Raw genomic sequence first — 22138 nt, 5'->3', positions numbered from 1 at the left:
CGGGGAAGGTTATATGAGTAAAAAGAAATAAATTAATACAGACAAACAAATAGATGGAGACATTTTTAATTAGAGCGTTACAGCTCATCCTGAGCTTATCGATATTGGTCCTTGTACATGAGTTCGGACATTTTATCTTTGCCCGTATTTTTAAGGTACGGGTAGAGAAGTTTTATCTTTTCTTCGATCCTTGGTTCTCATTGTTCAAATTCAAGCCGAAGAACAGCGAAACGGAATATGGTATCGGCTGGCTGCCTCTAGGCGGTTATTGCAAGATATCCGGTATGATCGACGAAAGTATGGACAAGGAAGCGATGGCACAGCCTGCCAAACCGTATGAGTTCCGTTCCAAGCCGGCCGGTCAGCGTTTGATGATCATGATCGCAGGGGTTTTGTTTAACTTCCTGTTGGCGTTGTTTATTTATTCGATGGTGCTTTATACCTGGGGCGAAACTTATTTGCCTCTGAAAAATATGAAGCATGGCATGTATTACAGCGAGGCATTTCAGGAGGTAGGTTTCCGCGACGGTGATATCCTGTTGAAGGCCAACAATGAGGAATTGGATCGCCTGGATCAGTCCAGCTTCCGTAAGGTTGTGGAAGCAAGTAATGTAACAGTCTTGCGTGATGGTGTGGAAACGGTTATTCCTATACCGGAGGATATGATGCAGCGTTTTATGCGTGAAGGAAAAGGATTTGCCAGTCCGGATCGTGTTCCGATGGTTGTAAAGAAACTTTCTGAGAAAGATTCGCCTGCTGCTACTGCCGGTTTGCAACCGGGAGACAGTATTGTCTCGATTAACGGCCAGGCAACCCCTCTGTTTGAAGATGTGGCTAAAATGCTGGATCAGAATAAAGGAAAGGATATTACTTTGGGATTTTACCGTGACGGAATGGAACAGTCGGTTGTTATCCAACCGGATACGGCGGGTAAGATCGGTGTTTATCTGATGAGCAAAACGGATTTATACCCGACGGTAACCCGTACTTACGGCTTTTTCGAATCGTTTCCTGCCGGTGTCAGACTGGGTATCAATACCTTGAAAGGCTATGTGAACGACATGAAGTATGTATTCACTAAGGAAGGCGCTTCGAGTTTGGGCGGCTTTGGTACGATCGGCAGCATTTTCCCGACAGTTTGGGACTGGCAGGTGTTCTGGATGCAGACAGCTTTCCTGTCAATCATCCTGGCCTTTATGAATATATTGCCTATTCCGGCGTTGGATGGCGGTCATGTGATGTTCCTCTTGTATGAGGTAATTGCCCGTCGCAAGCCGAGCGACAAGTTCCTCGAATATGCCCAGATAACCGGTATGTTCCTGCTTTTCGCTTTGCTGATCTACGCAAACGGTAATGATATATTCCGCTTCTTCTTCAAGTCCTGAAGTAGACCGGAGGTTTTTTGAGCACGTGTTATCCGAATAGATAAAATTCGGGTGACATGTGCTTTTTATTTATACTTGTTTGTATTATATTTGCGGAAAGATGAGGAATCATCCCCGATGATTCATACAATCAATGGGAATGATTTGTATAATCATCCGGAATGATTCTTTGTCGATTCACAGATAAGGAGGAATGAATATGGCATTTTACAAGAAACAAAAGTTAGGAAAAAAATGGTATCCGCGGGCAGTGACGGGAAAGAGCCCATTTACGACAGACGATGTAGCAGCTCGTTTGTCAAAGATTTCTACTGTGAGCCGTGGGGATACGTATGCCGTATTGGCAAATCTGGGTGATGTGTTGGCCGATATGTTGAGCACAGGGCAGTCGGTACGCTTGATGGGGATTGGAACTTTCTATCTGACCTGCCAGTCCGTTGGGCAGGGGGTGGATATGCCTGAAGAGGTATCACCTCGGCAAATTACAGCCGTTAAGGTGGGGTTTATTCCTGAATACAAGCGTGGTCATAAAGGGCAGATTACCGAACAGACCTTGATTGCAGAGGATTTGGAATGGATTTGTTTGGAGTAAATCGAACGGAGATTATAAAATAAGGCACGGATTATGATGTGTATCCGTGCCTTGTTTTGTTGTATAACCGAATGTGTGGATTCAGGGGATGTTATTTAGCCAATGTTTCGTTGATGGAATCAAGGATTTTCTTGGCGTTAGCGTTCGCTGCGTTAAGAGCTACTGCCTGTTCCATGTATTCTTTTGCCTTTTTCATCTGAACGTCTGCCTTATCTTTTTCAGCTTCATATTTAGCCGGGTCGGTAGCAGCAGCCAGAATCTTGGCTCCTTCGTTGTAATACATGGCTCCTAAGCTATACAAAGCATTTTCTTTGTATTTGGGATTGCTTACGATCAGCACGTCTTTGTATAATTCTTCAGCATCAGCAATCTTTCCGCTTTTTTGTACAGCCTGACCTTGTTTCATGCAATATACATAAAGCAGTTTTTCCAGATCTGCATCACCCGGTTTAGCTTTCAGGCCGGCTTCAACGGTTGCTGTAAATTCGGCAGCTTTATTCAGGTTACGCAATGCCATTGCTTTACCTGTATAAGCGTCATCAATGTTTTTGTTCTTTTGAATAGCCAGATCGTAATACTTTACAGCATCTTCATACTTTTTTGCCTGGAAAGCGGCAAATGCACAGTTGAAAACACGGTCTGCATCTTCATTGTTTGTTTGTTTCAGGAACCCGTCATACTTTGTAAAAGCTTCTGCATAGTTCTTTGCTTTCAAGGCAGCATCACCTTCATCACGCAGTTTATCAGCGTCTTGTGCAAATACGTTTCCAATACTCAGGCAAAAAGCCAATAACAAAACAATTTTCTTCATGGTTGTTAAACGATTTAATTTTTATTATTAGTTGCGCTAAGGTAGTAACCTCAATAAAAGTATCAAAGCGATTTTACATTTTTTTGTAATTATAAAGGAAAGAGAGGGAGTAATTGATTTATCAAAGTTGGATGAAATCAGTGTCATCTGCGTGCTATCTGTAGATTATAATACCGCCGGATAACAAGGTAATCCGAACGCTTCGGCAACGGCGGGATAGACAATCTGTCCCTCAATGATGTTCAATCCGGGATAGAGTGTCTTATCTTCTTTGCAGGCTTCTTTCCAACCTTTGTCTGCCAGTTCCAGCACGTAGGGGAGGGTAGCATTGGTCAATGCCAGCGTGGAAGTCTGGGGCACGGCACCCGGGATATTGGCTACGCAATAATGTACGATACCGTCGACTGTGTAAACGGGATCGGCATGGGTTGTCGGATGTGAAGTTTCGAAACAACCGCCCTGGTCGATCGCTACGTCTACCAAGACACTGCCGGGTTTCATTAGTCCCAGCATCTCTTTTGTGATCAGATGAGGTGCCTTGGCTCCGGGAATCAGGACGGCACCGATCACCAGGTCGGTCGCCGGAAGTTCCGTTTCGATGTTATGCGTAGAAGAATATAAAGTCCTGACATTGGCGGGCATGACCTCTTCCAGATGGCGCAGGCGTGGAAGTGAGATGTCGGCTATTGTCACGTCGGCACCCATTCCGGCAGCCATCAGCGCGGCATTGTAGCCAACTATACCACCACCGAGTACCAGTACGCGGGCAGGTTTCACTCCCGGTACGCCACCCAACAGGATGCCTTTGCCTCCCTGGGGTTTCTCTAGGAAACGTGCGCCTTCCTGTATCGACATGCGTCCGGCGACTTCGCTCATAGGGATTAATAAAGGAAGTGTACCGTCCGGATTTTCTACCGTTTCGTAGGCCAGGCAGACGGAGCCGCTGTCCATCATGGCAAGCGTCAGCTTTTCGTCCGAGGCAAAATGAAAATAAGTAAAGACCAGTTGTCCTTTCCGTACTAAAGGATATTCTACGGCAATCGGCTCTTTTACTTTCACGATCATTTCAGCAGTCTGGTAGACGTCGTTGATCGACGGGAGAATCTTTGCTCCGACTGTCTCATAGGCTGAATCTGGAAAACCGCTGTTCTCACCCGCAGTATGCTGCACATATACGGTGTGTCCTCTTTTTACCAACTCTTTTGCTCCGGCAGGCGTAAGCGCTACCCGGTTCTCATTGTTCTTGATTTCTTTAGGAATTCCGATGATCATAATGTTAGTCTTTAATAGTTATTATGCTGCAATGTACAGAAAAATATGACATTATGCTGTTAGAAATCTCTTTTTATTACTTATTGACAAAAATAATAAGATGGTAAGAGATGGCTGAAGTATAGAAATAATTGAACTGTCTGTTTATAGTGACTGGTTGTAACTGGCTCAAAATGGATAACAACCTAATTATCATGGTGCTATCGTGAAACAGTAAAGAGAAAGCAGACTTGTTCTATTGTTCTCCGGATATTCCGGAAAGCATAATTGGGGTGCATAGCTTCTTCCAAACTAACCGGAGCGGGGTGTATAGGAAAGATTGCGGATAATCCGGCCTGTAGTAATTGTTTGTCCGTTTCTGCATCAGTTTCCACTTGTCCGGTGATGGCGATAACAGGTATATGCTGTGATGCTGCAATGTGGGCGATGCCGACCGGGACTTTTCCGAACAGGGTTTGCCTGTCTATTCTTCCTTCGCCGGTGATGACAAGGTCGGCCTCCCTGATTATTTCTTTGAAATGGATATATTCTGTAATCAGTTCGATACCGGATGAAATCTTTGCCTGAAGGAAAGCTACGCAGCCTCCTCCCATGCCTCCTCCGGCTCCTGCTCCGGGCAGGTTGCTGATGTCTCTGCCGGTTGTTTCAAGGATCAGGCCGGCCAGGTGTTTCATCCCTTTGTCGAGTGCTTCGACTTGCATTTCATTGCCTCCTTTCTGAGGACCGAAGATGTGGGCGGCTCCTTGCGGACCAAAGAAAGGGTTGGTCACGTCTGTCGCTATATGGAAGGTACAGGCGGATAACTCGGGAAGCTGGCTCCGGGTGTCGATATGGCAGATAGCAGATAGTACCTTTCCGCCCTTTTCTACTTCGTTGCCGTTATCGTCGGTGAAACGGACTCCTAAGGCTTGCATCATGCCGACACCCGCATCGTTCGTGGCACTGCCGCCCACACCGATGATGAAGTTACGGCAACCGCGATCGACGGCATCGGCTATCAGTTCGCCGGTTCCGTAAGTGGTGGTGTGCATCACGTTTCCTTCTTTCCGGGGAATCAGGTCCAGTCCGCTGGCTGCCGACATTTCGATGACAGCGGTTTGTCCGTCACCGGTTATGCCATAGCTGGCCTGGATGGGTTGCATGAATGGATTATGTACAGGAATCGTAATAACTTGCCCGTGAGTAGCCTGTGTCAGTGCTTCAACAGTACCTTCGCCACCGTCGGCAATGGGAACCTTTATTACTTCGCATCCGGGGATGACATGGTGAATTCCTTCCGCAACAGCTTTCGCTATATCGGAAGAAGAAAGACAGCCTTTAAAAGAGTCGACGGCGATGACAACTTTTTTCATGTTCAATGGCTTATGAACCCTGTTTACCGGTATATTCGATAATCAATTCATCAATGAGGTAGTTATCACTCATGCAGTGCAGATCTCCTATTTTCTGACGTAGATATTGATAGGTATTCGATTCATAAAAAAGCGCTAATGCTCTGCGACTACTGATTCCCAGGCGTTTGGAAAGTCCCATAATAATCCGGGCATATTTCATTTGAAGCAATGTATTATTGGCTTGTGACATCGTTTCTTTCCTCCTTGTTAATGTTAGTAGCATCTATAAAATGCAGATATTTATCTATAAGTGATTGGTTTAACAGACATATCTGATTATTCGGTTGTTCATAACTAAGACGCTTCAAAGCCTCGCCTTTATCGATCAGACCGTTAAAATATAGTTCTATTGTGTTGAATACACGATCGTTGGCTATGCCTCCTTCTATTATGTCATAATCAGACCAACGACGCTCGCCACGCCGGGAAGCCATAACGAAGTCGAGCCAGGTTTCGTTGTAGGTTTCAAATGATAATATCCGGTAATTCCGGCATATTGTTTCATAGTCTAATTCATATTTATTGAGGTATGCGTTCGGTTTGTTGTAAATAATAGCTACCCGTTTGGCCCAGCTAATGGCTTGTTCACATATATCCGTGAGGTAAAAGCCCTTGCCAAAGTCAAGATTGTCACGGCATACGCCAACTAAAGGATTTTCTACGCAAAGGGTAGAACCATGATATACTATCATTGACTTATTTCTCCTTTCTCCCTGTTTTTCAGGGCTAATATAATATCTTCCGTTATATGTTGCTTGCTTTGGGTATGAAGAACTTCGTAACAGTCGAATAATAAATCATCAATAAGTCCCAGGTTATTTAATCTGGAATAAATATTTTCCGGCAGTTCATTCAACTGTTCCGCAACATTTTCGATACAGAAAACAACGAATTCCATTTTCTTTTCTTCTAATGTCATGGGATTTATCTTTATTGTGATCTGGTGCAAATATAGAAAAAAAGGGCAGCTTTTACAAGCCACCCTTTTCTTATCTGTTATTCTGTCAGGTATTATAAACCTTGTCCGTGACAGTTTTTGTACTTCTTTCCGCTTCCGCAAGGACAGAGATCGTTACGGCCTACACGTTTTTCGGCGCGAACCGGTTCTTGTTTAGGCTGTTGCGGTGCACGTTCTTCCGGATCATTGTTTCCGCTGATGTCGGTTTTCTCCGTACGATAGCGGCTCATGTCCTGGCGTTGTTCCGGACCGGCCTGTTTTACTTCGATACGCTGGCGTTCGGCAGCTTGCTGAGCAGCTTGTGCAGCAGCCTGGCGCTGAGCCATTGCCTGTTTTTCTTCTTCTGTCGGTTCCTCACGTACCGGAATCTGTCCGCGCATCAGGACGGCGGCAGTCTTACGGTTCATGGTGTCGACCATTGTCTTGAACAGGTTGTATGATTCCAGTTTGTAGATCAACAGCGGATCTTTGTTTTCGTAGCTGGCATTCTGTACCGAGTGGCGCAGTTCGTCCATTTCACGCAGGTGTTCTTTCCAAGCCTCGTCTATCGTATGCAGAACGATTGATTTCTGGAATGATTTTGCGATTACCTTGCTTTCTGTTTCGTATGCTTCCTTTAGGTTACATGAAACATTGTACATGCGTTTTCCGTCGGTTACCGGGATCATGATGTTTTCATACATCGCACCCTGGTGTTCGTAAACCTGCTTGATAACCGGGTTGGCTACCTGCGTCATACGTTCCATACGGCGTTTGAATGTCTGCAATGCGTTTTCGAACAATTTGTCTCCCAACTGAGAGGCTTTCATGCTCTTGAACTCTTCTTCGGTGAACGGACTTTCCATTGCGAATGTCTTGAACAGTTCCAGTTTGAAACCTTCATAGTCCAGACCGTCGGAATGCTCTTCGGCGATAGCGGTAGATGTATCGTAGATCGTATTCAATACGTCCAGTCCGATACGTTCTCCCATCAGGGCGTGACGGCGGCGGGTATAGATTACGTTACGCTGTGAGTTCATTACGTCATCATATTCCAGCAAACGTTTACGGATACCGAAGTTGTTTTCTTCCACCTTCTTCTGTGCACGTTCCACTGACTTACTCAGCATATTGTGTTCCAGCACTTCGCCTTCTTTGAAGCCCAACTTGTCCATCAGTCCGGCAATCTTGTCGGAAGCGAACAGACGCATCAGGTTATCTTCCAGTGATACGTAGAATACAGAAGAACCCGGGTCACCCTGACGTCCTGCACGACCACGCAACTGGCGGTCTACACGACGGCTTTCGTGACGTTCCGTACCGATGATAGCCAAACCGCCTGCTGCCTTTACTTCAGCCGACAGCTTGATGTCGGTACCACGACCGGCCATGTTGGTTGCGATAGTTACCGTTCCGCTCTGACCTGCCAGGGCAACGATCTCGGCTTCTTTCTGGTGTAACTTCGCATTCAATACATTATGTTTGATCTTACGCAGGGTAAGCATACGGCTCAGTAATTCCGAAATTTCTACGGAAGTCGTACCTACCAGTACCGGGCGTCCGGCTTCAACCAATGCGCTGATTTCTTCGATAACAGCGGCGTACTTTTCGCGTTTGGTCTTGTAGATACGGTCGTTCATATCGTTACGGGCAATCGGACGGTTGGTCGGAATCACTACGACATCCAGTTTATAGATGTCCCAGAATTCACCGGCTTCCGTTTCTGCCGTACCTGTCATACCTGACAGTTTGTGGTACATACGGAAGTAGTTCTGCAAAGTGATAGTTGCGAATGTCTGTGTGGCAGCTTCCACTTTTACACCTTCCTTGGCTTCGATAGCCTGATGCAAACCGTCTGAGTAACGACGACCGTCCATGATACGTCCGGTCTGTTCGTCGACGATCATAACCTTGTTGTCCATCACTACATATTCATCGTCTTTTTCAAACAATGTGTAGGCTTTCAGCAACTGGTTGATTGTATGTACACGTTCGCTCTTGACAGAATAGTTAGCCAGGATTTCGTCTTTCTTAGCTTGCTTTTCTTCTTCCGTTCCCTTGAAGTTTTCCAACTGGGAAAGTTCGGAAGTGATATCCGGCAATACGAAGAATGTCGGGTCGTCGGAACGGCCGGTCAGCAGGTCGATACCCTTATCGGACAGTTCGATACTGTTATTCTTTTCGTCGATCACGAAGTACAGTTCGTCGGTAGCTTCATGCATGTGGCGCATATTTTCAGACATGAAGTATTCTTCCGTCTTCAACATCTGTGCCTTGATACCCTGTTCGCTCAGGAATTTAATCAACGCTTTGTTACGCGGATATCCCTTGAATGAACGATATAATTGGATAGAACCTTCTTCTACTTCTTTCGGGTCGCTGCTGGCCATTTTCTTTTTGGCTTCGATCAGCAACTTGGAACAAAGGTCTTTCTGTGCGTTTACAACGACTTCCACATTCGGACGGAACTGTTCGAACAACTGTTCTTCGCCACGGGGTATCGGACCGGAAATGATCAACGGTGTACGGGCATCGTCGATCAATACAGAGTCGACCTCATCGACGATGGCATAGTTGTGTTTGCGTTGTACCAGATCGTTCGGACTGATCGCCATGTTATCACGCAGGTAGTCGAAACCGAATTCGTTGTTTGTACCGAAGGTGATGTCTGCATTGTAAGCCGCGCGGCGGGCATCCGAGTTAGGCTGGTGCTTGTCGATACAGTCTACGGAAAGTCCGTGGAACATATAAAGCGGTCCCATCCATTCCGAGTCACGTTTTGACAGGTAGTCGTTCACAGTTACAACGTGTACACCGTTACGGGTCAAGGCGTTCAGGAATACCGGCAGGGTTGCTACCAATGTTTTACCTTCACCGGTTGCCATTTCGGCGATTTTACCTTTATGAAGAACGACACCACCGAACAACTGAACGTCGTAGTGTACCATGTCCCAGGTAATTTCGTTACCGCCGGCCTTCCAGTGGTTCAGGAAGATAGCCTTGTCGCCTTCGATACGGACAAAATCGTGTTTGGTTGCCAGGTCGCGGTCGAAATCGGTAGCGGTAACCACTACTTCTTCGTTTTCCGTGAAGCGGCGGGCTGTTTCCTTCATGATAGAGAATACTTCCGGAAGAGATTCTTCCAGGACCACTTCCATCTTGTCGGTGATAGCCTTTTCAATTTTATCTACTTCTGCCCAGATGGCTTCACGTTCTTCCAGTTCTTTATCATCGATGCCTTTACGGAGGTCTTCCACCTGTTTCCGTTCATCGGCTACATAGTCCTGAATACGTTGTTTGATTTCATCTGTTTTTGCTCTCAACTCATCGTTTGAGAGCTTCTGGATTGACGGATATACGGCCTTGATCTTATCCACGTATGGAGTGATCTCTTTCAGGTCTCGCTGCGACTTGTTGCCGAACAGTTTCGTCATAAATTCATTAAATCCCATGATATATATTAATTTATTTTATTTCGTAAAGTGATTATTTGCTGACGATCGGATTTAATTGATCACCGGAATGATATATCATTATCAAATTCCGTGCCAAAGTAAATACTTGTCAAATTTTGTTTATTCCAGAGATGGGAGGTTAACAATAATACCAGTGACCGGTCAAGATCTCATTTTTTGATCGTCAACTCCCAAAGAGGTAAACTCTGGGATGCATTCGGTGGCCGTATCCTCAGCACATGGGTTACCGTGGGGGCTACCTCTGTGGCTTTTACTTCGCGGTAGATATGTTCCGGTTTGATGCCGTTACCCATAAATACCAACGGGGTAATTACTGCGTTATTACGAATTATTTTTACCTTTTCTTTCGGGTTGTCGTTGTTGATGATCCAGCCGGGTTGCAGTTCGATGATCAGGTCGCCACGTTTCAGATGGTGCGTTCCCTGACGGAATTTAACCGTTCCTTCGTTCCATTCACCGGCAAGCAGGGCATGGTCGGTGGTAACATGCTGTACACCGCTGAATTCCATCAGGAATTCGGCTGCTTTATCCTGTATCGTTCTCAGGTCGAGTTTGGCGTCTTCGATGGCTTTGCGGTTCAGGTAAATCTGGTTATTATAGAAACCTTTTACCCAACTGCTTTGCTGGCCGTATATTGCCATCAGATACATGTTAAGCAGGGCGACGCAACGTTTCGGATGGAATTCTCCACCGTTTATCAGTAGTCCGTCTGCATATTCTTCTTCGCTGGTATAATAACCGGAGCCGGTGAATACGACGAGGGTATTAGCCAGGCCGACCTTTTTATCGATGGCATCCAAAAACTGTTCCAGGTCTTTATCCAGTTGATAATACGTATCCTGAATCTCCCGGGTGTAGTCCTTGTTCATGATTCCTTTGTAGTTACCCGCATAATAGGTAACCGACAGCATATCCGGACAACTTCGTGTGCCGAATGCACCGTATTCAAGGAATTGCAGGGCCAGCCGGTTAATCTCTTTATTAATGAAAGGGGTCGTCTTCAGCTTCGGAAAACAATCGTTTGTCTTTTCATTAAATGTGTATTTGAAAGGTATATCATCCAATACGTACGGGAAAGCGTTATACTTGTCCAATGGAAGGGTAGGAGTCCACACCATCTGCTCCAGACGTGCCGACAAAGATTCTACTCCATTATTATAACGGTCCACATACCAGGGAAGACCTTTATAATAGGTGGTTGTCGCCCATTTCCCGTTCATGTCGTCCATCCAGAATGCTCCGTTTGCCGCATGACCGGCAGAAAGAATTGCACTCTCCGCATCGGGGGCAATGGCATACACGTCGCTTCTGCCTTTGGATGCAATCTTCAGTTCGTCTCCGATTGTGGAGCTGAACATCTTTTTAGGAGAATAATTTTCGCGGGTATAATTACCTATATAATCTTTGTCGTAAAGGATAGATACTTCTTTATCATTCTCGAAGTCGTAGTATTTACTTCCTGTAACCCCATGGAAACAAGGGTTGCTTCCGGTAAACAGCGTAGCGAAGGCGCTTGCCTGGTCGATGTCGGAAAATTCGAATTTGATATTGTTGTAAACCAATCCTTCGTTCATCAACCGTTTGAAACCACGTTCACCGAATGTATTGTAGAAGTATTCTATATAATCGCCTCTCAGTTGGTCCACGGTGATGCAAACCACAAGTTTGGGGGTACGTTGTTGTGCCTCCAGGTTAGTGACTACCAGGATTGCAATAAGCGACGTTATTATTTTTCTCATCCGATTTTCCATCATATATTCAAGCTATACGCTTCATTTTCCTTTTATTGGCATATTGGCACATTCTTTAATTGCCATATTACCTCTGTATATACCGTATCCGGAACGTAGCCAAAGCGTGGCAACAAGCGGGATAAAAGCTATATTTAAGTGTTGCGGAATGAAATACCAACCCGCCAACAGCAGCGTAAGCGCCGCAAAGTTAATAAAATGATAATAATATGCAGCCTTTCCGAACTTTTTTACTGCAAACAAAATAACAGCGATAAGGGCGAAAGGTTGTAACCACACAATCGACCAGTTCGGCCAGATGCAAGGATGAGTCGATATAAAACAAAGGAAGAACAATACCGTACCCGCCAGTCCAGCAAGGAAAAAGAGGATACAATCCACCAGGCGGAAATATGTTTTTTTCTTCCATTCAATGAATGTGATTGCTGCTATCAGCAGGAAAAAAATCATGCTGCATAACATAGGCGTAAACCATATCTTACTGCCATTATTGTCGTCTGTCAGTTGTTCAGCCAACCGGTTTGTCTGTTTTATCAGTTTCCTTTCGCTTCCGTCGGGGTTCACGATTGTTGCTTTTTCGAATTCATCTTTCAGGTAGACTGGGAGAAACATCATTTCGTGCGGAGTAGCCGTCCGGTCGGTCGGGCTTCCGAGTGCCAGGTCGCATCCGAATGTCAGCCAGGGATGATTACGCGTGCAATAATTTATAAGGTCGCGGAATGTTTGAGGTTCGGGCGGGTTGTTATATTGCACTTTCCCGTCTACCTGGTCCTCCACAATGGCTACCGGACGAGTCGCGCAATTGTCGAAAAAGAAATTGTATCGGTAAACGGCGTTTTCCGGTTGTACATTCGTTATCAGGGCATTCCATATCTTATGGGTCTCTTCGGGAGTGAGGTTGAGTACCTGTTCGGTCACTTCACTTCCCCGCATCTGATATTCTATTATATAATGTGAAAAATTATAGGCTGCCAGTTTATAATCGGTTTCTCCTTTTGTAAAACGATAGATGAAGTTGGGCTTTGAGAAATCGAAGATACCATAATTGAAAACTACATCGAGTTTATGTAAAGTATCTTTTACCCGTATGGCCGTATGTCCGTACACGGTATACACTTCATCGTCGGATGGAGCTGCCGTCAATATGCTTATCTGCGCTTCGTCGCTTAATCCGGTTTGTGCCTTTGCCGGAATCAAGCAAAGGAACAGGAAAAGCAGAAGCAGGTTCTTTTTCATACGATATTTGTTTTTACCGTACAAAGGTAGGGGTTTTGCTTTGAAAATTAAAATTGAGAATTGAAAATTAAGTATTAACTGTAATATATATAGTTGTATATATGATAAAGGTATACTTTTTTCAATTCTCAAAGCTGCTTATTCTCTTTTGAATAGTGAAACGATCCATAGTAAAACGATTGCGCCGATGGTTGACATCACCAGGCTGCCGATCACTCCGTTTACACTTAGTCCCAGCAGGCCGAATAGCCATCCACCCAATACGCCACCGATAATACCGACTATCAGGTTTACAATCAACCCGAATCCACTCCCTTTCAATATTTTCCCGGCCAGGAAGCCTGCCAGGATACCAATAATAATCGAACTGATAATTCCCATAATAACTTAATTTAGTGTTCTGATTAATAAACAAAGGATAGGGAGTTTATGTTTAAACGAATTGATGGTTAGGTATTACTCGATCAGAAAGGTGTTGTAATTTACATTTTGATAGCGAATAGCGATTTTGAAAACCGCTTTGATATGTTAAAAAATATTACCCGGTAGGGTATTTTATTTTACCCGGTATATTAATCCGATTTACCCGGTAGAGTAGTGTCATTTTGATAGTTGGAGAAAACAAAAACAGAAATACATCTTCATTTGTCGGAAGGCGATTTAGAAACTACTAAATGATATCCTACTCCACGAATATTTTCAATAGACAAAAATGGTATTTTTGTTTGTAATTCTTTCTCCAATTTTCCAATTTGTATACTTATTGTTGCATTACTTAAATTCTCATTATTCCATATATCTACTTTCAACTGATCATACACAACACAAACATCCTTGTTTTTAACAAATAGAGCAAATAACTTTAAATTCAACCCTTTTAAACGTAATACTATTTCATCATCACACTTAACTTCGCCACTTATTTCATCCAGAAGAATTGTATCTGTAACGCTCAGCCACTCCCTGGTTGTTTGTTCTACATGTTTGATAATATCAGATCCCTTATTTTTCGGAAAAAGAATTCTACCTCTTTTCCGGATAAACGGACTTATCGTAAATAGTATTAGCACCAATAAAGCAATAGCCAAAATTGATACCAAAAACCAGAATAAGAATAAGTGCTGCGCCTTCTTTAACAAATAAGAGAATGGACATTGAATAAAGCCCTGCAAACCTAAAGTAAAATTGTAAACCGGCATTTCTATTTTTTTCATCGGCAAATCAACATATAAAAAGATAAAAGGGATGTCTTTACTGTAAGTAACCACATCTGCCGATTTATCTGGGAAATCTTTTCCTATAGATTTTACAACAGTTTTAGCAGAAATGCCAGCTCGTTGTAAAACAATCTGAAACAAACTATCAATGGCCGAAACTTGCACGGGAGTACAATCACTGAGATAATGCTGCATCAGGTTATACTTATTGGATGCATTCGACGTTAATTCTTTTCTTTGGGCATCTATTCCCGCTGACGTCTGAATATAGGTAGAATCCAAATGAAACTGCTCCTTTTTCACCCTCTTATAAACAACTTTTTCATTTTTTATCCGCGCATCAACATCCATATTCACTACTTCTTCAAAAATATCATACGCTTCTATCTTTATTTCGTTATATACCTTATAATAGAGTATGCCTCCGCTCAGGATTACCGACAAAATAAAAAATGCCCAATATAGACTCATGTTTTTTTTCATAGATTCAATCTGTTTATTTCAACAAAAATATGAATATTTTTTTCAACAATAAGCTTTAATCTTAAATATAAAATATGCTCAATTCATGCAAAGCCATAAACAAAACATTATCAAACAGAAAATAGGTTCTTGCATATTATATGCATATAAACTGCATATCTTTTGCATCCATCCATCTCAATACTATACTAATCGCTAACCAGTAAAAATGACAAGATCTTTGATTTTCACTATCTCAAAAGAGTAAACGCACTTGCTTTTTCAAATAAATAGCCCTATCTTCGTTAAAACTTAAATACAATAAATGATGAGAAAAAAAACATTTAAACTAACATTAGGACTGATATCCTTTATTGCTGCCACTTATTTATATACGGCACAAAGCAATGAAAACGGCATGACAGAATTGACATTTGCAAACATCGAAGCCCTGGCAAATCCTGAAGATGAATATATAGATGTTCTGTGCTTGGGAGAAGGTTCCGTTGATTGTTATGGAGATTGGGTTAAAAGAAAATATATCAATTGTAGATAGATGAAGTATCCTTTATCCATATTATTAATAGGTATTAGTTATCTGACCGCCTGTTCGAGTTCTCCGGATTCGCACTTTCCAAGATACTCGGATTTTCCCAAAACCAAGGCGCTCAGTGCACAGGTAATCAACCTGGATACTATCCTGTTCCGCTACCCCTTCCGGGTAGCGGTCAGGGACAGTATCGCTGTTGTCATGGACCTACATAATATGGATCATTATTTACATGCATTTACCTATCCGGAATGGAAACACATCGCTTCATTCGGTAGACGTGGAGAGGCCCCACAGGAAATGCTATCGGCTATCAGCATCCAATTCAACTCCTTAGACTCTTTATGGGCACTTGATGCCAATAAGATGGAGATTACACGTTGGAAAATCTCTTCGACTAACGGTTCAGCGGAACGGGTCGAAGAGATCAAATTAGATAAGAAATTAGTCCGTTCGCTCGACTTTCATACGATGGAATCGGGATTTTTGGTTCCCGACTACATGGGTGAGCACCGTTTTTGGGAAGTAGACGGCGATGGCAAAGCCATCCAAAACCACGGCACTATACCCAGCGAAGCAGCAGAAGAAGAGACATCGCGTCCGGCATTGGCACAAGCTTGGCGTCCCTTCATGGACTATAATCCCGATAATGGTATATTGGCAATGGCCACCCAATTGGGAGAAACACTGGAAATATACAATTTAAAAGACAGTACGCATAAAGTATTGTATGGCCCAAACGGAGAGCCCGAGTTCAAAACGGCACGTGACGGTTCAGGTGTCCCGGACGGAATTATGGGATTCAATGATATAAAAGTTACCGACAAATACATTTATGCGGTATTTCAGGGAATGAAGTTAAAAGATGAATTGGCCGCCTATAAGCAGGGAAAAGAACTGGAAGACGGAGGCAGATTTATTTATGTATTCGACCTGAAAGGAAATCCGGTACAAAAATACACTCTTGATCACGCAATACACGGCATTGATGTAAACGAAGAAACAAATACGATTGTCGCCACCGAGGTGAAAAGCGATGATCCGATTATAGAATTTAAGATTTAGCAAACGATATGAAAGCCTTTTATCTTTACATATTATTAATAGCAACCACCTTCTTTTCCTGCTACAACGAACAGAAAGAGAAGGAAAATAAGATTGCGCATCTGGTCAGCGAATGGCAAGGGAAACAAATACAGTTCCCTGAAAACCTGACCTTCACCCGCTATCTGACAGATACTACGGATTTCCAAATCCCACAATCTGAATATAAGGTATTAATATATGTAGACTCTATCGGTTGCACCAGTTGTAAACTGCAACTTCATAAATGGAAGGAACTGATCGAATACACTGATTCAGTAACACAGGGAAAAGTTCCTTTCCTCTTCTTCATGCATCCAAAAGATGCGAAGGAAATACGTTACCTCCTGAAACGAGACGCATTCGATCGCCCTATCTGTATTGATATAGACGATCGACTAAACAAACTGAACAAATTCCCGGCAGACATAACTTTCCAGACATTCCTGCTAGATAAGGACAATAAAGTCACTGTATTAGGGAATCCGGTACATAACACAGATGTTAAAGAACTGTATCTGAAACAGATTACAGGTAAGGACAGTCCGAACAAAAATATACCGAAAACAACAGCCGAAACAACAAAGACAGAAATCGACTTCGGTACTTTCGACAAATCGGAAGTAAAGGAGACGACCATAGAAATAAAAAACACCGGGGACAATCCCCTTGTGATAGTGGACGTAAGTACCACCTGCGGCTGCACAGCAGCCACATACGACAAACGACCTGCAAAAACCGGAGAAACCCTTCGGGTGGGAATTAAGATGACACCGAAAGACACAGGTTTCTTCGATGAAGTCGTGACGATCAAGTACAATAGTATTAACAATCAACCTGTCAAAGTAAAGATGAAGGGGAATGTTCAGTGATCGAACAAATGGGAGTTTGCTGCACGACCTCGAATTGTACAAGCAAACTCCCGGAGACCCCGAAAAGGAGGTGTATGATGGTAATATAACCGACAAAACAGAATGATACAGGTGCCATTCGACTATCTAATCCGAATAACAGTAGGCAAAGATAGAAAATAGCCTGATTAAATAATGATTTTAATAAATAATTAAACATATACGAATATGAAAAAGTTATTCGGTATCATGGCTCTAGTTGCGATAGCAGCTACAGCAGGCTGGAATTTCATCCAGAGTCAAAATCAAGTGGAATTATCAGAACTGGCACTTGCTAATGTGGAAGCTTTGGCTTTCAACGAATGGACCCCAGACGGATGGGTTTGCTTTAGATTTAGTCAAGACGATAATTCTTCTTTCTTTTTTACTTATACACGTTGTATGGATTGTAATTCCAGTACAGCAGTAAGTGTTTGGCAGCAAGAACGTTGTTGGCATTAATTCACGAATGTTTATTTAAGGAATGTTGTTATTATGAAGCATCTATTATTATTATTGTTATTTGTTCTTAATGCATGTGATCATGACAATGAGAAAGCAACAATTGTAACTTCATTTCCACAAACAGGTAAACTACAGGCACAGGTAACACAATTACCCGTGCCTGTCTTGTTGCCTCGTTATATGGGAATTGTTGGTGAAAAATTAGTTGTTTATAAAGAAAAGGAAGAAAAACTTTTCTCCCTTTTTAATCTTCCTGATTGTTCTTATATTGGAGATATGGGAAATCGAGGACAAGGTCCTAATGATTTCAATCTATTAGATACACGTAGTTTTTATTTATATGAAAATGAATTTAAGGTGTTAGAAGTAGGAAGTAATCTTTTGAAAACTGTTGCTATTCAAAATAATGAGCTCAAAGTAGTTAATAATCAACCCGTTTTTGAAAAGGGGATTTCTAATAATGGCTTTTATCCACTAGCGGACGATATATATCTGACTTTAGGAAGACTAGATGAAGAAAATGAATACTGTTTGCTAAATGAAAAAACGGGAGAAATTATTAAAACAGATATTTATCCAAATTGGGTTGAAATTAAAAGAAAAAAGAATACTCCTCCTCTATTTGTTACTTATTTGAAAACCTGTGTTGTCCATCCTAATGGTAAAAAATTTGCAAGTTTTTATGCACGTTTCAAACATTTGAGGATATATGATCAGAATGCTCACTTATTACATGATATAGATGTACAAATTGAACCTTATTCTACAAATTTTGAAGAAGAAGTACAGTATCAATCAGGTTATTATATGGGGCAACCCTATGCTACTAATGATCATATCTACATATTGTGTGAGAATTCCAATCCACGTAATACAAAGAAGGATAATCACTGTGAACTACAAGTTTGGACTTGGGAAGGCAGAGCTATTGCTTGTTTTGAATTTGACAGAAAGATATCATTAATGGCCATTAGCAGAAAATATAATAAATTATACGCTTTAGACAACAGTATTGAAAATGAAATATATATATACGATTTACCTAAAATAAAAGAAAAATGATAAAAACATACATTTTCCCTATAATACTAATCTTATGTTCTTTTACTAGTGACAATGGATTAAAAATAATAACTAATAAGTTGTATTCAATTTGTATTCCAGCTGAGTGGGAACCTATGTCAGGAATGCCTGGAGATGGAATAAATCCGGGAGAAAGAGACATTAATGGATTTCATCTTTTTTATTGGGCATGGAGCACTCCCATTAAAAACATAGAAGATATTCCAAAAACAATCGGTATAGATATACAAAGCTATCAAAAAACAGACAATAAAACTTTATCAGTAGAAGAGATAGAACAATTAGAAATGTCTCTTATATCTTCTCCCGTACCAGTAAAAAAAAATAACATATGGCCAACCAAAGAGCAAAAAAGATTTTTCATAATTAAAGATAGTAAAGAAATGGACGGTAAAACTGTCACATATCGTACCTATTATTTATTTAAGCAAAATAAAAATATTGTACATTGTATAAAAATATCTTTGAGAAATAATTTAGCAGAACAATCTGAGATTAACGAGAAGATAAAAGAAATATTAGATTCATTCAATGTAAAGTAGAAACCAGGAAAACCTGGTACACAGCCCAAACAAAAATATACCGAAAACAGCAGCCGAAGCAACAAAGACAGAAATCGATTTCGGTACTTTCGACAAATCGGGAGTAAAGGAGACAACCATAGAAATAAAAAACACCGGGGACAATCCCCTTGTGATCGTGGACGTAAGTACCACCTGCGGCTGCACGGCAGCCACCTATGACAAACGACCTGCGAAACCCGGAGAATCTCTTCGGGTAGGAATTAAGATGACACCGAAAGACACAGGTTTCTTCGATGAAGTCGTTACGATCAAGTACAATAGTATTAACAATCCACCTGTCAAAGTAAAGATAAAGGGGAATGTTCGGTGATCGAACGAATGGGAGTTTGCTGCACAACCGCAAAATAGTACAAGCAAACTCCCGGAGACCTCGAAAAGGAGGTGTATGATGGTAATATAACCGACAAAACAGAATGAATCACTTCATTCGACTATCTAAATCCGAAGAAGAGTAGGCAAAGATAGAAAATAACCCGATCAAATAACAAATAAAAAGATTAAGATATGAAACTTAAGATTTTTTTGGCAGTTCTGTTTACTGCCATAGCTCTTGCAGCAGGCTGGAATTACAGCCAGAGTCAGAACGAGGTGGAACTCTCTGACTTGGCTTTAGCTAACGTGGAGGCGTTAGCTAGATGGGAAGAAGAAGGGTGGGGCCCCACGGTTGTAAAAGATTGTTATACTGCTTTTAGTGGTTATGATAGTAATATTTATTTGACTTGTAGCCAATATTCATCTGATACATCTGTTCACTACCCTTGTGGAGCTGCCACGTCACAAAAGCCAGCATGGGGTGTTACTTTGGTTGGAAAATGCTATACATATATTTAGTAAACAAGAATTGACACCAATATATTAGTAAAAATTTGAAATGTTTCTCCTAGGAAATAACAATATATAAATGATAAATTAATTGTTTTTATAAAGTAGTTTCCTAGGATATAACAATAGCTAATATTTTTAACAATAGAAGATTTTATGAATAAAATAACAGGTTATATTTTACTATCGTTCATACTATTGATTGGTTGTAAAAAATATGAAAATAATAAGTTTACGACAAAATATATAAAAGAAGAGGCTGTAGAATATTCTTTATCACCTCAGTTACTTCCAATTGATATTTTGAATCCAACAGGAATAGTAGCAATTGATACATTCTTAGTATTTGTTCAACGACATGAGAATAAAATAATAAAAGTATACAGTGTTAATGATTACAAGATACTGGGAAATTTTCTTCGCAAAGGTAATGGGCCTAATGAAATCGTTTTATTTACACGATTTAATCAGTTTTTTCAACAAAATAATGAATCTTTACTTTGGATACAATCCTATCCCAACTTTATGGGGTTATTAAATATCAACAAATCAATAAAAAACAACAATACTTTTTTTGAGAAGAAAGTTGATTTCACAAAAAGTAATGATATGAAAAATATATTTGAGGAATCTAATGCTGTTTTTGAATTAAGTGATTCTGTTTTTTTATTAACTAAAGATCCTATAAGATCTCAAACTTTTAAAGAAAACACAAATCCGTTTTATGTAAAACTAAATTATTGCTCAAATATAGTTTATGATACAATTTATATTAACAATTTGAAAGGTATAAATTTTGAAAATAATTTAATATACAGTGCTTATCCTGTAATCAAACCAAACAGAGATAAAATTGCATTATTTTATTCTTATATGGATGCTATAATAATAATTGATCTGAACACGAAAAATAAAACAAAAATAGGATTATCAAATATGGGATTAAATACAAAATATGCAATTGAACAAAAAAAGCAAATACATTATGAGGCATTTGCTACTGACTCACTTCTTTTTGGACTAAGAAAAGACAAAAACAATAATTCTGTTTTATATACTTACGATTGGAACGGAGTTTTTAAATATAAACTATATTTGAATGCCAATGTACTGTATTTTTCTATTAATGAGAAGAATAAAACATTATATGGCATTGATGAGGATGATCATATTCTTGCATATGATCTAAAAGATATATAAGAAAAATAGGAAAGCATCTATTGATCATAGTCATATTTACAGGTGCAAATAGCAAGTTCAACTGATACAACACAAACATACGATCAAATATCCGCTAATGCATTATTATGGTTCACTATTCCGGAAAGGATCGTTAACCAACGGATATTTTTTATTGAAAACGACAGTATAAAAAGCTATTAATTCGATGAAAGAGCATAGAAAAATACACAACCTGATCAACAAAGCCATCAATACAGTCTTTTGGCTATGTATGACAGTTACTCTATGGTTTGTTTTACAGGTATTTATCTTTGCTTCTTTCAAAATCCCCGGCGATTCGATGGAACCGGGATTAATTGCCGGAGACAATATACTTGTCTGGAAACCGACTGTTGGACCTCGCATATTCAACCTGTTTGCCTCTATGAGAAACGAGCAAACAGAGATTTATCGCATTCCCGGTTTCAAAAAGATAAAACGCAATGATATTCTGGTTTTCAATTTCCCATATCCAAACAGTTGGGATAAAATTGAAATGCATATACTCAAATATTACATCAAACGGTGTGTCGGAATACCGGGAGATACCTTATCCATCCGAAACGGATTTTTTCATGTGGAAGGCGTACAAACTTCCGGTTATATAAAAAACTGATCGAATGGGAACAACAGGGTAGTCTTCAATACAAGGATTCTACGACTTTTCTTAATGGGAAGCCGATCTACGGATATCGTTTCCAAGAAAACTATTATTTCATGGCAGGCGACAAAGGTCTAAACTCACAGGATTCACGCTATTGGGGATTACTACCTGAAGAATATACTGTCGGGAAAGCATGGATTATCTGGAAGTCGGTAGACCCATATACGGAATAAATTCAGATGGGACAGATTTCTGATATAAACTGGTTACAACTCGCTGTTAGCGGGATTTTTCGGCTGTGCA

At 41.1% G+C, this 22138-nt stretch carries 21 protein-coding genes and 2 pseudogenes; 12 read left to right on the top strand and 11 right to left on the bottom strand.

Features of this window, described 5'->3' with window-relative positions; all coding sequences use genetic code 11:
• Window positions 1-53 precede the first annotated feature (53 nt).
• Window positions 54-1385 (top strand): RIP metalloprotease RseP, encoded by a 1332-nt coding sequence (rseP, locus tag DWW91_RS06735; RefSeq protein ID WP_048315033.1) that lies wholly within the window; start codon window positions 54-56, stop codon window positions 1383-1385.
• Window positions 1386-1584: 199 nt separating this feature from the next.
• Window positions 1585-1977, top strand: a complete 393-nt coding sequence (locus DWW91_RS06730; RefSeq protein WP_007658958.1) for an HU family DNA-binding protein — start codon at window positions 1585-1587, stop codon at window positions 1975-1977.
• A 91-nt stretch (window positions 1978-2068) separates the two neighbouring features.
• Here the strand turns inward: DWW91_RS06730 and DWW91_RS06725 are convergent, their stop codons facing one another.
• The 11 genes from DWW91_RS06725 to DWW91_RS06675 all read right to left on the bottom strand — a co-directional run bounded on the left by DWW91_RS06725 (window position 2069) and on the right by DWW91_RS06675 (window position 14554).
• Entirely contained in the window at window positions 2069-2788 is a 720-nt protein-coding gene (locus DWW91_RS06725) for a hypothetical protein (RefSeq protein WP_007658956.1), read from the bottom strand.
• Window positions 2789-2953: 165 nt separating this feature from the next.
• A complete protein-coding gene (ald, locus tag DWW91_RS06720) occupies window positions 2954-4060 on the bottom strand; it encodes an alanine dehydrogenase (protein ID WP_046145010.1) in 1107 nt (368 codons plus the stop codon).
• Between the two features lie 200 nt (window positions 4061-4260).
• Window positions 4261-5412 (bottom strand): glycerate kinase, encoded by a 1152-nt coding sequence (locus DWW91_RS06715; protein ID WP_122327290.1) that lies wholly within the window; start codon window positions 5410-5412, stop codon window positions 4261-4263.
• 10 nt (window positions 5413-5422) lie between these two features.
• Window positions 5423-5644: a DUF3791 domain-containing protein gene (locus DWW91_RS06710; protein ID WP_007658951.1), complete on the bottom strand. Its 222-nt coding sequence runs from the start codon at window positions 5642-5644 to the stop codon at window positions 5423-5425.
• The gene (locus DWW91_RS06705; protein ID WP_007658950.1) at window positions 5628-6146 is read right to left on the bottom strand and encodes a DUF3990 domain-containing protein; all 519 of its coding nucleotides are present in this window, start codon (window positions 6144-6146) and stop codon (window positions 5628-5630) included. Before DWW91_RS06705 ends, DWW91_RS06710 begins: the two co-directional genes overlap by 17 nt.
• Window positions 6143-6373, bottom strand: coding sequence for a DUF3791 domain-containing protein (locus DWW91_RS06700; protein WP_007658949.1), 231 nt, complete (start codon window positions 6371-6373; stop codon window positions 6143-6145). Before DWW91_RS06700 ends, DWW91_RS06705 begins: the two co-directional genes overlap by 4 nt.
• A 92-nt stretch (window positions 6374-6465) precedes the next feature.
• Complete coding sequence (gene secA, locus DWW91_RS06695; RefSeq protein ID WP_007658948.1) at window positions 6466-9843, bottom strand: preprotein translocase subunit SecA; 3378 nt, start codon at window positions 9841-9843, stop codon at window positions 6466-6468.
• 173 nt (window positions 9844-10016) lie between these two features.
• Window positions 10017-11606: an alkaline phosphatase family protein gene (locus DWW91_RS06690; protein WP_010802433.1), complete on the bottom strand. Its 1590-nt coding sequence runs from the start codon at window positions 11604-11606 to the stop codon at window positions 10017-10019.
• A gap of 33 nt (window positions 11607-11639) precedes the next feature.
• Window positions 11640-12854, bottom strand: coding sequence for a DUF4105 domain-containing protein (locus tag DWW91_RS06685; RefSeq protein WP_122327289.1), 1215 nt, complete (start codon window positions 12852-12854; stop codon window positions 11640-11642).
• 138 nt (window positions 12855-12992) lie between these two features.
• A complete protein-coding gene (locus tag DWW91_RS06680; protein ID WP_046145007.1) occupies window positions 12993-13235 on the bottom strand; it encodes a GlsB/YeaQ/YmgE family stress response membrane protein in 243 nt (80 codons plus the stop codon).
• A gap of 260 nt (window positions 13236-13495) precedes the next feature.
• A complete protein-coding gene (locus DWW91_RS06675) occupies window positions 13496-14554 on the bottom strand; it encodes a response regulator transcription factor (protein ID WP_046145006.1) in 1059 nt (352 codons plus the stop codon).
• Window positions 14555-14858: 304 nt separating this feature from the next.
• On the opposite strand from DWW91_RS06675, the gene DWW91_RS06670 reads away from it, so the two are divergent.
• The 10 genes and pseudogenes from DWW91_RS06670 (at window position 14859) to lepB (ending at window position 22096) form a co-directional block, all read left to right on the top strand.
• Window positions 14859-15089 carry an NVEALA domain-containing protein gene (locus tag DWW91_RS06670; protein ID WP_229061381.1) on the top strand — a complete coding sequence of 77 codons (231 nt, stop codon included), beginning with the start codon at window positions 14859-14861 and terminating at the stop codon, window positions 15087-15089.
• Window positions 15090-16148 (top strand): BF3164 family lipoprotein, encoded by a 1059-nt coding sequence (locus tag DWW91_RS06665; RefSeq protein WP_007658938.1) that lies wholly within the window; start codon window positions 15090-15092, stop codon window positions 16146-16148. It begins immediately after the preceding gene.
• An 8-nt stretch (window positions 16149-16156) separates the two neighbouring features.
• Complete coding sequence (locus DWW91_RS06660) at window positions 16157-17038, top strand: DUF1573 domain-containing protein (protein WP_046145005.1); 882 nt, start codon at window positions 16157-16159, stop codon at window positions 17036-17038.
• A 207-nt stretch (window positions 17039-17245) separates the two neighbouring features.
• Entirely contained in the window at window positions 17246-17518 is a 273-nt protein-coding gene (locus DWW91_RS06655; protein WP_046145004.1) for an NVEALA domain-containing protein, read from the top strand.
• A gap of 33 nt (window positions 17519-17551) precedes the next feature.
• Complete coding sequence (locus DWW91_RS06650) at window positions 17552-18583, top strand: BF3164 family lipoprotein (protein WP_122327288.1); 1032 nt, start codon at window positions 17552-17554, stop codon at window positions 18581-18583.
• Window positions 18580-19146: a hypothetical protein gene (locus DWW91_RS06645; protein ID WP_007658932.1), complete on the top strand. Its 567-nt coding sequence runs from the start codon at window positions 18580-18582 to the stop codon at window positions 19144-19146. Before DWW91_RS06650 ends, DWW91_RS06645 begins: the two co-directional genes overlap by 4 nt.
• A gap of 22 nt (window positions 19147-19168) precedes the next feature.
• Window positions 19169-19498, top strand: a pseudogene (locus DWW91_RS06640) (DUF1573 domain-containing protein); the annotation flags it as partial.
• Between the two features lie 194 nt (window positions 19499-19692).
• On the top strand, window positions 19693-20019 hold the full coding sequence (locus DWW91_RS28295; RefSeq protein ID WP_007658930.1) for an NVEALA domain-containing protein: 327 nt from the start codon (window positions 19693-19695) through the stop codon (window positions 20017-20019).
• A 147-nt stretch (window positions 20020-20166) separates the two neighbouring features.
• Window positions 20167-21210: a hypothetical protein gene (locus tag DWW91_RS06630; protein ID WP_122327287.1), complete on the top strand. Its 1044-nt coding sequence runs from the start codon at window positions 20167-20169 to the stop codon at window positions 21208-21210.
• A 187-nt stretch (window positions 21211-21397) separates the two neighbouring features.
• Window positions 21398-22096: pseudogene (gene lepB / locus DWW91_RS06625) on the top strand (signal peptidase I).
• Window positions 22097-22138 lie beyond the last annotated feature (42 nt).

The sequence above is a fragment of the Parabacteroides sp. AF17-3 genome (assembly GCF_003635445.1).
In the GTDB taxonomy this organism is placed as follows: Bacteria; Bacteroidota; Bacteroidia; order Bacteroidales; family Tannerellaceae; genus Parabacteroides; species Parabacteroides goldsteinii.
Note: the sequence above shows the minus strand (reverse complement) of the source record. Positions and strands in the feature narration are given on the sequence as shown.

Coding starts and splice junctions, on each gene's coding strand:
- DWW91_RS06730 (WP_007658958.1), top strand. CDS start 1,585: ATGGCATTTTACAAGAAACAAAAGTTAGGAAAAAAATGGTATCCGCGG.
- DWW91_RS06630 (WP_122327287.1), top strand. CDS start 20,167: ATGAATAAAATAACAGGTTATATTTTACTATCGTTCATACTATTGATT.
- DWW91_RS06725 (WP_007658956.1), bottom strand. CDS start 2,788: ATGAAGAAAATTGTTTTGTTATTGGCTTTTTGCCTGAGTATTGGAAAC.
- DWW91_RS06715 (WP_122327290.1), bottom strand. CDS start 5,412: ATGAAAAAAGTTGTCATCGCCGTCGACTCTTTTAAAGGCTGTCTTTCT.
- DWW91_RS06680 (WP_046145007.1), bottom strand. CDS start 13,235: ATGGGAATTATCAGTTCGATTATTATTGGTATCCTGGCAGGCTTCCTG.
- DWW91_RS06685 (WP_122327289.1), bottom strand. CDS start 12,854: ATGAAAAAGAACCTGCTTCTGCTTTTCCTGTTCCTTTGCTTGATTCCG.
- secA (WP_007658948.1), bottom strand. CDS start 9,843: ATGGGATTTAATGAATTTATGACGAAACTGTTCGGCAACAAGTCGCAG.
- DWW91_RS06670 (WP_229061381.1), top strand. CDS start 14,859: ATGATGAGAAAAAAAACATTTAAACTAACATTAGGACTGATATCCTTT.
- DWW91_RS06655 (WP_046145004.1), top strand. CDS start 17,246: ATGAAAAAGTTATTCGGTATCATGGCTCTAGTTGCGATAGCAGCTACA.
- rseP (WP_048315033.1), top strand. CDS start 54: ATGGAGACATTTTTAATTAGAGCGTTACAGCTCATCCTGAGCTTATCG.
- DWW91_RS28295 (WP_007658930.1), top strand. CDS start 19,693: ATGAAACTTAAGATTTTTTTGGCAGTTCTGTTTACTGCCATAGCTCTT.
- DWW91_RS06710 (WP_007658951.1), bottom strand. CDS start 5,644: ATGTCACAAGCCAATAATACATTGCTTCAAATGAAATATGCCCGGATT.
- DWW91_RS06665 (WP_007658938.1), top strand. CDS start 15,090: ATGAAGTATCCTTTATCCATATTATTAATAGGTATTAGTTATCTGACC.
- DWW91_RS06650 (WP_122327288.1), top strand. CDS start 17,552: ATGAAGCATCTATTATTATTATTGTTATTTGTTCTTAATGCATGTGAT.
- DWW91_RS06675 (WP_046145006.1), bottom strand. CDS start 14,554: ATGAAAAAAAACATGAGTCTATATTGGGCATTTTTTATTTTGTCGGTA.
- DWW91_RS06690 (WP_010802433.1), bottom strand. CDS start 11,606: ATGAGAAAAATAATAACGTCGCTTATTGCAATCCTGGTAGTCACTAAC.
- DWW91_RS06700 (WP_007658949.1), bottom strand. CDS start 6,373: ATGACATTAGAAGAAAAGAAAATGGAATTCGTTGTTTTCTGTATCGAA.
- DWW91_RS06660 (WP_046145005.1), top strand. CDS start 16,157: ATGAAAGCCTTTTATCTTTACATATTATTAATAGCAACCACCTTCTTT.
- ald (WP_046145010.1), bottom strand. CDS start 4,060: ATGATCATCGGAATTCCTAAAGAAATCAAGAACAATGAGAACCGGGTA.
- DWW91_RS06705 (WP_007658950.1), bottom strand. CDS start 6,146: ATGATAGTATATCATGGTTCTACCCTTTGCGTAGAAAATCCTTTAGTT.
- DWW91_RS06645 (WP_007658932.1), top strand. CDS start 18,580: ATGATAAAAACATACATTTTCCCTATAATACTAATCTTATGTTCTTTT.